General features: G+C 34.5%; 19 protein-coding genes. All 19 read right to left on the minus strand.

Features of this window, described 5'->3' with window-relative positions; genetic code table 11:
- Nucleotides 1–162: 162 nt before the first annotated feature.
- Complete coding sequence (locus tag F9929_RS23585; RefSeq protein WP_152049007.1) at nt 163–480, minus strand: hypothetical protein; 318 nt, start codon at nt 478–480, stop codon at nt 163–165.
- A 55-nt stretch (nt 481–535) separates the two neighbouring features.
- The gene (locus tag F9929_RS23590) at nt 536–892 is read right to left on the minus strand and encodes a hypothetical protein (protein WP_152049008.1); all 357 of its coding nucleotides are present in this window, start codon (nt 890–892) and stop codon (nt 536–538) included.
- 47 nt (nt 893–939) lie between these two features.
- The gene (locus F9929_RS23595) at nt 940–1,461 is read right to left on the minus strand and encodes a hypothetical protein (RefSeq protein WP_152049009.1); all 522 of its coding nucleotides are present in this window, start codon (nt 1,459–1,461) and stop codon (nt 940–942) included.
- Nucleotides 1,462–1,521: 60 nt separating this feature from the next.
- On the minus strand, nt 1,522–1,917 hold the full coding sequence (locus F9929_RS23600) for a hypothetical protein (protein WP_152049010.1): 396 nt from the start codon (nt 1,915–1,917) through the stop codon (nt 1,522–1,524).
- A gap of 77 nt (nt 1,918–1,994) precedes the next feature.
- On the minus strand, nt 1,995–2,279 hold the full coding sequence (locus tag F9929_RS23605) for a hypothetical protein (RefSeq protein ID WP_152049011.1): 285 nt from the start codon (nt 2,277–2,279) through the stop codon (nt 1,995–1,997).
- A 3-nt stretch (nt 2,280–2,282) separates the two neighbouring features.
- Nucleotides 2,283–2,771 carry a DUF3310 domain-containing protein gene (locus F9929_RS23610; RefSeq protein ID WP_193227899.1) on the minus strand — a complete coding sequence of 163 codons (489 nt, stop codon included), beginning with the start codon at nt 2,769–2,771 and terminating at the stop codon, nt 2,283–2,285.
- Between the two features lie 47 nt (nt 2,772–2,818).
- Complete coding sequence (locus tag F9929_RS24230; RefSeq protein WP_193227900.1) at nt 2,819–2,956, minus strand: hypothetical protein; 138 nt, start codon at nt 2,954–2,956, stop codon at nt 2,819–2,821.
- 548 nt (nt 2,957–3,504) lie between these two features.
- Nucleotides 3,505–3,819: a hypothetical protein gene (locus F9929_RS23615; RefSeq protein ID WP_152049013.1), complete on the minus strand. Its 315-nt coding sequence runs from the start codon at nt 3,817–3,819 to the stop codon at nt 3,505–3,507.
- Between the two features lie 49 nt (nt 3,820–3,868).
- Nucleotides 3,869–4,033, minus strand: a complete 165-nt coding sequence (locus F9929_RS24235; protein ID WP_193227901.1) for a hypothetical protein — start codon at nt 4,031–4,033, stop codon at nt 3,869–3,871.
- 85 nt (nt 4,034–4,118) lie between these two features.
- On the minus strand, nt 4,119–4,307 hold the full coding sequence (locus F9929_RS23620; protein ID WP_152049014.1) for a hypothetical protein: 189 nt from the start codon (nt 4,305–4,307) through the stop codon (nt 4,119–4,121).
- A gap of 317 nt (nt 4,308–4,624) precedes the next feature.
- Complete coding sequence (locus tag F9929_RS23625) at nt 4,625–5,152, minus strand: SH3 domain-containing protein (RefSeq protein ID WP_152049015.1); 528 nt, start codon at nt 5,150–5,152, stop codon at nt 4,625–4,627.
- Nucleotides 5,153–5,160: 8 nt separating this feature from the next.
- Nucleotides 5,161–5,451 (minus strand): hypothetical protein, encoded by a 291-nt coding sequence (locus F9929_RS23630; RefSeq protein ID WP_152049016.1) that lies wholly within the window; start codon nt 5,449–5,451, stop codon nt 5,161–5,163.
- Between the two features lie 13 nt (nt 5,452–5,464).
- Entirely contained in the window at nt 5,465–6,799 is a 1,335-nt protein-coding gene (locus F9929_RS23635; RefSeq protein WP_210251389.1) for a CHAP domain-containing protein, read from the minus strand.
- Between the two features lie 12 nt (nt 6,800–6,811).
- Nucleotides 6,812–7,042, minus strand: coding sequence for a phage holin (locus F9929_RS23640; RefSeq protein ID WP_152049017.1), 231 nt, complete (start codon nt 7,040–7,042; stop codon nt 6,812–6,814).
- A complete protein-coding gene (locus F9929_RS23645; RefSeq protein ID WP_152049018.1) occupies nt 7,039–7,569 on the minus strand; it encodes a phage holin family protein in 531 nt (176 codons plus the stop codon). Before F9929_RS23645 ends, F9929_RS23640 begins: the two co-directional genes overlap by 4 nt.
- Before the next feature lie 17 nt (nt 7,570–7,586).
- The gene (locus F9929_RS23650; RefSeq protein ID WP_152049019.1) at nt 7,587–8,441 is read right to left on the minus strand and encodes a lytic exoenzyme target recognition domain-containing protein; all 855 of its coding nucleotides are present in this window, start codon (nt 8,439–8,441) and stop codon (nt 7,587–7,589) included.
- A gap of 27 nt (nt 8,442–8,468) precedes the next feature.
- The gene (locus F9929_RS23655) at nt 8,469–8,651 is read right to left on the minus strand and encodes a hypothetical protein (RefSeq protein WP_152049020.1); all 183 of its coding nucleotides are present in this window, start codon (nt 8,649–8,651) and stop codon (nt 8,469–8,471) included.
- Complete coding sequence (locus tag F9929_RS23660; RefSeq protein ID WP_152049021.1) at nt 8,629–9,036, minus strand: DUF1366 domain-containing protein; 408 nt, start codon at nt 9,034–9,036, stop codon at nt 8,629–8,631. The genes F9929_RS23655 and F9929_RS23660 overlap by 23 nt, the downstream gene beginning before the upstream one ends.
- 15 nt (nt 9,037–9,051) lie before the next feature.
- Nucleotides 9,052–10,350, minus strand: a 1,299-nt coding sequence (locus tag F9929_RS23665) for a DUF859 family phage minor structural protein (protein WP_210251390.1), incomplete at its 5' end; no start/stop codon positions are given.

Raw genomic sequence — 10,350 nt, forward strand, 5'->3', positions numbered from 1 at the left:
ATTAATTAATGTTATTACTTCAGAAATATCTTCTCTGGCAGCTACAAGTTTAGTTTTATCATCTTCTATTTTAATATTAATTTTATCTCCACCAATTACGTCCTTTGATAACATTAAGTAGGCTTCCGTTTTTTCTCCGTTTTTAATCATAAGTAATCTCCTTTAGTCTTTTACTTTGTCGCTAGTATCTTGATAGAAGACTTTGAACTGTCTATTATCATTTGCTAGCACATTATTCATATGGTTAACTCTTAAGTGAGGATTACCACTAATAGGTATAATCAATTCCACTTCATTATTCCTTAATAATTCACGAGTTATAGTATTTCGCAACTTCTCTGTTGAGGTATTTATATTGACAATAAGACCAATTATTTTTAAATCTTCAGTCACATTTACATAGCTACTAATAACATAAACATCTTGATTTTTAACCAAATCTAAAGGGACTTCAAGTTGTAATACAAGAACACCATCCATATTATTATATCCTTTCAAAAAAAAAAGAAAGAGGATATAAAATCCTCAATCCAAGTTAGTATTTACCACCAATACCTTTGTCGACTAATTTACGTGCAGTTCCGCCAACGATATTGCCTTCGCTTTCATATCCAAGAACAGCGAGTGTAGTAAGTACGGTTACTCCAGCAGTCAAGACTCCAGATAATACAGTAGCTTTTTCAGCAGTTAGCCATTGCTTCTTCGCAGGTTTTGTAACAACCATTGAATCTTCAATAAGTCTAATTTGCTTCAACATACTAATGTAATCTTCTGAGTCTGGCTCTGTTTCAGCAAGCCGTTCATACAACTCACGCAATTTCTTGTCGTTAATAGCATCGACAATCTTTTTACGTTCTTTACACTTTTTAGTTTTAACAAATAGGTTTTTCATAATAATATACCTTCCTTTCATATAGAGGGCTGTTTATTGTGTGAAAGTTATTTATCAGAATAATCTTCGTCGTAAAAGTCTATTGGTTCATTTTGGTTGGATTTATAAAAAGTATAACCTTTTAACTCAACACTATTCGTGCTACACACGGGAACATCGTTACCAAACCATTTAACAGAATTTACGTTAATTTCTGTAATAAAGAAAGATGTGTAATTGTTAACAGAAGCTCCTATACTTATAGGTGGTGTTACTCCTATAAATTTATCTTCAGGATTGATGTTAGTAATAAGGGTTTTTAAATATGAAGCTATCTTATCGTCACACTTAAATTCAACTTCCATATATATGGGTTTAAGATTTATAAATGAGGTTACTATTTCTTTAGAATCAACTGTTATAATAGAAAGGTTAGATGTCTCTGTTAAAAAATTAAATTTAGATAAGAAATCGCCCCAGTTGCGTACATAGACGTCATCGTAAGGATATACTACATTAGCGATATCTTTTATTAACTTCATTTGTTTTGGTTTTAAGTTATTAAATAATAATGGAAAATGAACAGGCATAATATATTCCTTTCAAAAAAAAAAAGAAGAGAGTTGAATAACCCTCTTCGAACAATAATATTATTCTTCGACAGCGTCTTCAACTTCTTCTTGTGAATCATTAGTTTCAACGTATGTAACGTCTTCATCTTGTGGATAATCATTTTCTTTAAAATCATCTACATGTGGTTCATCAATTTCAACGAATTCAGCATCAACAACTTGTTTTCTTTCTTTAGACATAGTCATTACACGATCAGCAGCAACTACACCAGCAACACCAGTAATGACACCCAAAGCGAATTTGTGTTTTCCAATAAATCCTAGTGTTTTATTTTTAAATTGCACTAGTTTATTTTCTTTCACTTGTTCAACTTTTGGTTCATTAACAGTGTCTGTGTTTTTTGTGTGTTCTGTAAATTCTACATTTTCAAGAACTTCTTCTTCAACAACAGTGTTCATTTTTTCGTTTGACATAATAATGTCCTCCTATATAAATATTTTATTTGAGAGTTATCCCCTCTCATTATAAGGGCTGTAAAAAGTGTGAAAAATTATAGATCAAAAGTTATTCGATTATATTCATCCATTAGCTTGTTTGCCACCCAATCTATTAATTTTTCCACTAAGTCTGTGTTATTTCCAACAAGCTTATACATATTCCTATTGTATACCTTGTTAATATATGACCAATCTGTTAGAGCTAGAAGCTGCTCTAAACTATCAATTTCACTACCTGCATTATCGTCTGAATAATCGTAACATAGATTTATAACCATATGAAATAATGCATTTCTATCAGTCATAGTTTTATAATGCTCTTTATATTTATCATCCATTTTTTAATCAACTCCTGCTTTCTTTAATAGTTTGTTGAATGATGTATTGATGTTTGTAGTATATGTACATGTAATATAATTGAGATATGCCTTATAAGTTTTTGCATTATATCCTACATGTACCAGGCGCAAAGCTAGGGAAAGAACATCATGAATACATTCAATAGTATCTTCATCATACCCGTCTTCTTCTAAATATTCTATAAATTCATTAATAGTAAAAGCTTGTAATTTATAAGAATAGAAATGTGTGCTAGAATAAGTATTAGAATAACTAAACATTACATGATCGTTGATATTAGATAAAAATACATTCCAATAGTTATTGGCTTTTGCTAAGTCCTTTGCTTTTGATTCACCATCTTTAAGTCCTGCACGTACTAAATATTTTAGCATGGTTGCTAAGCTTGCAGGCATATGTAATCCTTCCCAAAAATCAATAGGTTGGTATTTTCCAGTTCCATAATATTCTTCTCGTTTAAAGTCTTTCATTTTAATCATTCCTTTCAAAAAAAAGAAGAAGCTTGTAAGCTTCCTCTTTATTTTTTAATAATACTATTACCTACTTTAATTCCAACAGCAGATGCAACAACACCAGCAACGAATAATCCTCCAAATAGGATCAAACCTTTCTTGTTGTCCTTAACATCTTTAACAGTTTTCTTTAAGTTTTTCATAATAATATACCTTCCTTTCATATAGAGGGCTGTAAAAAGTGTGAAAAAAAAAAGAAAGAGGATATAAAATCCTCTAAAAATTAATCGTTAAATATACCAATTTTACCCAAATACATTGTGGCTAGAATAATCCAACCAACAGGTGGTAGGCAAAGTAGTACAAAAATAGCAATAAATTTTTTCATAGTAGTTTCCTTCTTTCTTTAAAGTATTACAATTTTGTTACTTGTCACGTAGTGAGTTAATTCCCATTAGAATTAATCCAATACCAATCCAAATAGCTAACATAATAATGTACCTTCCTTTCATATAGAGGACTGTAAAAAGTGTGAAATTAAGAGGATCTTAATAAGTGGTTGGCACGTATACATGCATAATATACTTCTTTGAAATCAAAACTATTTAGGTCATAAACCTCAACTTGGTTGTCTAGGTCGAAATATTTATTCTCAAGTATGTCTTTACATAATCTACAATCATTATCTGTTGGTGATAAATCATACTCGAATATCATTTCAAGAATATCATTAATAATAACTTTTCGCTCGTTAAAATCCATCATTATGAGTTATCTCCTTATACTCGCATTTAAATAATAGTTTTACTATTCCTGTATGGCATCTGGATTGCTTAATCCTATATTCATCTATTCGTTCTAAAGGATGTGCTTCACCGTTTATAGCAACGTGTGAATATTTTAGCATATATATTTTGTTACCTTTAGGTTTTGTGACCATTTCTTTAGCCTTTTCAACAGTCGTTACAAGTTCGTATCCAACCTGATATCTTGAAGGATCTATCCATATCCTTTTTGAGTAAATAGTGTCAGATAGGGTTGTTAGCTCTAATATATTATGTGACATAGGCTTCTCCTTTCAAAAAAAAAAAAGAAGAGGTTTGTAAGCCTCCTTCTTAATCTTTTTCGTCTAAGTAATTCATTACGACATTTTTAATAAACGCACCAACTAAATATCCAGCCGAAGCCCATACTACATTTTTAGCGATATCTTTAGCAAAATCGCTAGAGCAAGCATAGTCTTTAGTCTGAGTAATAGAGTGTTTAACAATTTTATTCATAATAATATACCTTCCTTTCATATAGAGGGCTGTAAATAGTGTGAAAAAAAAAGAAGGAAAGCGGTAAAACCTTCTTCTTCTAAAGTTATTTAAACAAATCGTAAATAATATCTTCACCATCGACTTCTGAGTCTCTTCTAGTGATAACATATTCTTTTTCGAGTTTCTTTTTAATAATCTTTTCGAATTTCTTAATATAACGCTTTTTACCTGCTTTATATCCTTCTCTAAAACAAAGAACTCCAACAACAATCATAATAATAATGTTTAACATAATAGTTTCTCCTTATAATTTTAATTGTAATAATAGAGTATTCCCTCTCATTATAAGGACTGTAAAAAGTGTGAAAAAAAAAGAGGGTTGCAAGGTATTACCCTACAATCCCATAACACAAAAACAAATAGTATAAAATAAATATTATTGAAATATACCAATGTTGTATAGCCCATAGTGTTAGGCCAATCATCAACAATATAACTCTTTCAATAAAGTTGTAATCTTCAATTTTCATAATAATATAACTTCCTTTCATCTAGAGGACGGTAAAAAGTGTGAAAAAAAAAAAAGAGGGCTGTATAATACAACCACTCTTATTTTAGTCGTTCCCCGTATTGGTTACCTAAGATGTCTCCCATAGCAGTCCAACCAGTTTTACCGTTGAAATTAATCTTAGCCCATTCCCAGTCACAAGCAGTAGTGCAATCAGTTACGTCATAAATTGTATCGATTGTGGTATAACCTAAAATTTCAGAAGTTCGATTAGGTTCCGTTCGTACTACTGTTACTACTTTAGCTTTATAATGTTTGGGGTTACCATAGATTGCATTATATTGCTCTGCTAGCTTCTGTAATTGGAATAGCTTCTTAGTTAACTCAGGATCTTCTGATTGGGGTTGTAAAGTTCCAAATAAGCGAATATATACAGGCGCTACTTTTGCATCCCATACATATGTGCGAATAGCTCGTACATGTGTTTCATTGTAGCATATTTCCATATATTTTAATTCTTCGGTGTTGTGAACACCTTGGACTTTATTGATTGCACCATTGTAGAAGAACATAGTACCCGGGTTCCAATCGGGATCATTCTTTATATTAAAAAAGAAATCCATTGTCATATAAACACCTACTTCTTAAGCAACCCTTCTAGTCTCTTAATCTCGTCAAGAACTTCCTGTGTTTTTGAGCTAGGCTGTAAAGTACCAAATAGACGAACATATACAGGCGCTTGGGCTGACCAACCATATATTTTCAGGTCACGACCTGTACATTCCTTCCAGCAAGATTGAATATATTTCATTTCTTCTGTATTGTGAATCCCTTGAATCTCATTAATATCTCCATTGTAGAAGAACATAGTCCCAGGGTTCCAATTGGCCTCATCGTTTTTAATATTAAAAGCAAAGGACATTGACATTTTGAGTTACCTCCTATACAGCTCCTTCTAAAGCGTCTTCTAGTTGTTGCTTCAACCGTTCAAGTTGTTTCATAATTTGGCTTTCCTTATCGTTGCCAGGTTGTAAAGTACCAAATACACGAACGTATACCGGTGCTTTGTTTGTCCACCCATAGGGTTTTAAATCACGACCTGTGCATTCCTTCCAAATAATTTGAAGATACTTTAATTCTTCTGGATTATGTATACCTTGAATCTTGTTGATGGCACCGTTGTAGAAGAACATGGTACCTTCATTCCAGCTAGGGTCTCCTTTAATGTTGAATATGAAAGACATATTATTAACAACAATTTCTTCAACATTACCAATACCTTTAAGTAATTTACCCTGTGACCATAATGTATTAAACTCATCTAGGATGCCTCCATTTTGAGAATTAATACCATTATATACACTCCGCATGGTTTTTATATAAGCATCATAACCTACAGCGGCATAGTCGTAAACAGCACCACCAACTTTAAATAACCCTCTTGTATAATCTTCAAGATTCCTAGCGCCTGCAACATTATATAAATATCGTGATATCGTATAAGTCCAGTCATTAAAGAAATCATCTAGAGTAGCATAGTGCATATAATAACCGCCTTCAGAAGGAGGACGAGGACTACCTGTTGTAACTACAACCCCTGAAGGTCGAGTTTGTGCTGTACCTGTCATACCAGACCAGTTGTTATCGACCCTACCTACATGCGAGTCACCAAAGTTTGATTCTAAGTATAGTTGAGCAATAGCTCCACCTGGTAAAATGTTACGTTGAACACATTGGAATATAAGTTTTCTTAGATCCGAAGATTTGAATGTATGACCACCATAACTGATATCAGGAATATTGTCACCTTGAGTATTGGGGTTGCTTGGAGTACTATTAGATCCACCTGATGATCCACCTGTTACCGGAAATCTGAACCAACCAATGATTGTACCACCATAATGGGTAGGGAAGCTACGCGTAATATATTGCGCAGCTCCTACACCAGCATAGTTTTGTTCAATAGTTTTTAAGACACCATTACCAGTATAATTCTCAATAATTACACCAGTATGTCCATAGCCATGGCTAGATTCCCTAGTTACAAATACATCACCTGCACGAGGGTAACCTGTAGTAAATACAGTATACCCAACACCTCTAGCAGAATTTAGTAAGTCAATAGCGTTACCCCATAAAGCTTTACCAAAGAACTTTTGTGATATAGCGTTTGGTAAGTCTACACACTGCATACCATAAGCGCCATCAATATCCACACCAGTATGGGCGTTTGCAAGACCTTTTGCATAGTTTAATATATCTGCAACTGTAGCCATTTTGATCAGCCTCTATTCTTTAGTATAATTAGTGTCAATGTTTTGCGCATTGTTATAACCGATTGTAGATACACCAATAAGAGCACCTAAAAATGTTGTAACAGCGGTAACAATGACTAAAGTGATTTGTGTATATTCCCAGTTAAAGGCTGTACCGACTGTACCGATAAGAGTACCTAAAGCTGGAAGTAATACTACAACAATCCATTTTAAGTAATTGTATGTATTGTTATTAAGTTTCATTTTGACATCCTCCTGTCTCCATCTTTTCTTTTTCTTTTCCTCCCAGACTGTCCTAACTTACGTTGAATATTATCAGGCGTGTCTGTGTCTTTCAACTCAAACTTATGTGAATCGATATGAGTTCTAACATATTGGTCGATATACGGTATATTGACACCTAACTTGGCTAGATTGGCTAGGATTGAAGATGAATATGCAAATATCATACTAAGGATAAATGCATCAATAGCCTTATCTAAACCTGCAAGCACAATAAAAGGATAGACTAATGCAGTTAAAAAAAACATTGCCGCATGACTAACCAACCCTTCACGAAACTTGTAAGATTTATACTCATGATAGACCCACGCATTGCATGTCCCAAGTATAATATCAAATACGATTACAAATAGTAGAGCCAAGATAATAAGATGATCATCTACATAATAGGAATAGAATCGTTCAATTATATATAGGACATGCACAATACCATCAGGATCTTTTTCTGGTGATTGAGGAACTGTAGCTGTTAATAATATTTCCAGCATATTGGTTCCCTTTCTAATTATTTATAGTAATTAACTAGATCATCCTTATCACGACATGATAACCATACTGTACCAAATTGACCGAACTCAAATTTACGCCAGTAATAACCACCGTAATATCCACCTTCACCAGTATCAGTGATATGAGCTTCATCAATTTCGAAACTAAAGTACATTCCTGATTTGAAGTCTTTGTCTGCTCCATCACGTACGTTATTACCATTTTCATCTACCCAGTTTACTAATCCAACAGGGATACCATTGTCAGTCCAATCGAATCCAACTGGAGCCAGGTAATCGCATTTGATTTGGTAGATATTATTAACAAACTTAACATCATTCGCAAGATAATATGCTTTTGAATCTGGTTTGCGAGTTGGAGTTTGAGATACAGTTGTATTCGGTTGTTTGTTACCGCCTGTTCCATTATAGCGCCAAACTTCAATATACGCTGGTCTTTGAGCAGCATAGTATTGGTTCCAATTATGAGAAGATACAGCTTGACCTGCAGCACCACCAGTCCAGTAGTCGACTGAGATGAAGATATTAGCATCTTCCATAACACCAACGTGTCCACCAGCACCACCTGAAGAAGACATATCGGCACCCCATGACATCATTACAATATCACCACGTTGTGCTGTCCAATCAGTGTTACGAGACACACGGATAAACCCATTTTGAGCAAGTTGACTACCAAGTGTTACAGTTGATGGTAGCCCTTTGATAGGAACACCTGCTTCTTTAAGCGCTTGTGATACTGAACCAGAGCAATCAGCAGTACCATCTGTACCATTACGTGACCCATACATTGAGTACGTTAATTTACCACGACGAGATTCAAACCAGTTAATAAGTACATCTGTATTCATTTTGATTCTCCTTTATACTATAGAAAATTACTTATCTTCTTCTTGCAAACCAGCATGAGATAGATCAAGCAATTCTTGCACTTGTTTACGGAAGCGTTTTGGTACAGCTTCAATTGTAATCCAACCTAGTTCGATTTGCATTGCAAAATAATTAATCATCATTGTTTTTCCTCCTATATAAATATTTTTAATTTTCTTTAGTAGTTTCATCTGTAGCACCTTCAGTACCACCGTCAGTAGTGCCCCCATCAGGATACATGTGACCGATTAATTCATTCAATGTAGCTGTTGCTAATTGGAGCATCTTGTCTGATTCTGCCATAGACTGCTTCATTGTGTTAATTAATTCTTCATATTTAGCGATTTTCTCATTAAATTCTTCAAACTTCTCATTCTCATATTTATCACGGAAATTCTTTTGATAAATAATATTAAGAGCTAATTCTTCTAGTTCAGAGTTAGATAGTTCGATCTTGTCAGGTTCTAATGAAACTGGGTAGATGGCACCTTCATCGTTTGACAAAACTACTCTAGTGCCTTTAACCGTACCATCTATGTCGAATTCTTGTAATTTTGATGTAAATTTTAAATCCATAATTCTTTCCTTTCATTAACTTGGGAATGGGTCTGTTGTGATCCATGTAATAGATCCCATCATACCTAATGGTTGAGCTTTTGTTATAATCGTGAAATTGATACTACTATCAGGATTATAACGTAAATCTATAAAGCTGTCAGTCCAGTTTTGTGTACCAGTTCCTCCACCAGCATGCCCTGTGAGTGTGATGTACTGAGCGGTTGTTGGTCTCCAACCAATAGGAATCTTTTCTGCTGCTGTCCCACTTACTTGGTGGGCGTTTCTATAAGCCACATTAATCGACAAATTAACAATATTGCCACACCGAGTTGCTTTGGCATTTAAACCATATGGCCCATTGATAGTAGCAGAGTATACTCTAGTCTGATTAACAGCTGTAAACTCGGCGACTGTATTTTGAATGGCGTAGTATTGCCAAGATTTCCAATCTTTATTACCATTATCGTCTTTAATTCTAAAAGCTGGTGTACCGCCTCTATAATCGATAACTTCTTGCAGCAAAAACTGGTCGTCATGTTTTGTTACTCTTAGATACTTCCAACCACTTGAGGAACCGACTGTAGGAGCATTAGTTGGGTTGTAACAGCGATAAAAACCAGGAGTTGTGATAGTATTAAAGTCTGTACCTTGCGTTAACAACATAGACGTGCCATCGTTGTAAGTCAGCTTGTGGTGCTGAATAGGCTTGTTATTGTAATAATACTGATAAGCACTATCTACAGTGTTTGCTAACTCTGGTGTTTTACCAAGCCCTACTCTATCTGGTCTGATAGCCAGTGGGTAACTCTCTGTACCAAGAGATACCTTATACTCATATGATGTAAAATTATCACTGATAACACCAATCAAGTCATAAGATTTCAACACACTGAATGACGCCCCAAGATTTGCTGAGGAATTAACTAACTCTGACATTGTTGTCCACGTTCCACTAGCACTTCCTGTGTCATTCGTGTAGCTACTAGCTGAGTGCGCCTTGTACTTAAACGATATCGTCATTCTGTTTTTTTGACTTCCGCCGATTGTTAAAGGGGCTATCCTAGCATTTCTTGTAACTGTTACAGTCGTACTAGTAGAGCCGCTACGCTGTGCAGAGAACGACAACTGCGGAGTGAAATAATTCATAACAGTAGCCTGAACATCAACTGTGTTTGACGTTCTCCCTCTACTATCGGTTACGGATGCCCGAATAGTCACCGTACCGTTAAAGTTCATTATACCAAGCTGACCATTATTTGAGTTTGTACTTTGGTTTTTACCAACAATTTCAGCACGATAACTAGAAATCGTTGAACCATAAGACCCACTAGC

The sequence above is a fragment of the Aureimonas psammosilenae genome, from assembly GCF_009176975.1.
In the GTDB taxonomy this organism is placed as follows: Bacteria; Pseudomonadota; Alphaproteobacteria; order Rhizobiales; family Rhizobiaceae; genus Plantimonas; species Plantimonas psammosilenae.

Bases quoted from the DNA above. Each gene is read 5' to 3' on its own strand.
- F9929_RS23585 (WP_152049007.1), bottom strand. From the start codon at position 480: ATGGATGGTGTTCTTGTATTACAACTTGAAGTCCCTTTAGATTTGGTT.
- F9929_RS23590 (WP_152049008.1), bottom strand. From the start codon at position 892: ATGAAAAACCTATTTGTTAAAACTAAAAAGTGTAAAGAACGTAAAAAG.
- F9929_RS23595 (WP_152049009.1), bottom strand. From the start codon at position 1,461: ATGCCTGTTCATTTTCCATTATTATTTAATAACTTAAAACCAAAACAA.
- F9929_RS23600 (WP_152049010.1), bottom strand. From the start codon at position 1,917: ATGTCAAACGAAAAAATGAACACTGTTGTTGAAGAAGAAGTTCTTGAA.
- F9929_RS23605 (WP_152049011.1), bottom strand. From the start codon at position 2,279: ATGGATGATAAATATAAAGAGCATTATAAAACTATGACTGATAGAAAT.
- F9929_RS23610 (WP_193227899.1), bottom strand. From the start codon at position 2,771: ATGAAAGACTTTAAACGAGAAGAATATTATGGAACTGGAAAATACCAA.
- F9929_RS24230 (WP_193227900.1), bottom strand. From the start codon at position 2,956: ATGAAAAACTTAAAGAAAACTGTTAAAGATGTTAAGGACAACAAGAAA.
- F9929_RS23615 (WP_152049013.1), bottom strand. From the start codon at position 3,819: ATGTCACATAATATATTAGAGCTAACAACCCTATCTGACACTATTTAC.
- F9929_RS24235 (WP_193227901.1), bottom strand. From the start codon at position 4,033: ATGAATAAAATTGTTAAACACTCTATTACTCAGACTAAAGACTATGCT.
- F9929_RS23620 (WP_152049014.1), bottom strand. From the start codon at position 4,307: ATGTTAAACATTATTATTATGATTGTTGTTGGAGTTCTTTGTTTTAGA.
- F9929_RS23625 (WP_152049015.1), bottom strand. From the start codon at position 5,152: ATGACAATGGATTTCTTTTTTAATATAAAGAATGATCCCGATTGGAAC.
- F9929_RS23630 (WP_152049016.1), bottom strand. From the start codon at position 5,451: ATGTCAATGTCCTTTGCTTTTAATATTAAAAACGATGAGGCCAATTGG.
- F9929_RS23635 (WP_210251389.1), bottom strand. From the start codon at position 6,799: ATGGCTACAGTTGCAGATATATTAAACTATGCAAAAGGTCTTGCAAAC.
- F9929_RS23640 (WP_152049017.1), bottom strand. From the start codon at position 7,042: ATGAAACTTAATAACAATACATACAATTACTTAAAATGGATTGTTGTA.
- F9929_RS23645 (WP_152049018.1), bottom strand. From the start codon at position 7,569: ATGCTGGAAATATTATTAACAGCTACAGTTCCTCAATCACCAGAAAAA.
- F9929_RS23650 (WP_152049019.1), bottom strand. From the start codon at position 8,441: ATGAATACAGATGTACTTATTAACTGGTTTGAATCTCGTCGTGGTAAA.
- F9929_RS23655 (WP_152049020.1), bottom strand. From the start codon at position 8,651: ATGAAACTACTAAAGAAAATTAAAAATATTTATATAGGAGGAAAAACA.
- F9929_RS23660 (WP_152049021.1), bottom strand. From the start codon at position 9,036: ATGGATTTAAAATTTACATCAAAATTACAAGAATTCGACATAGATGGT.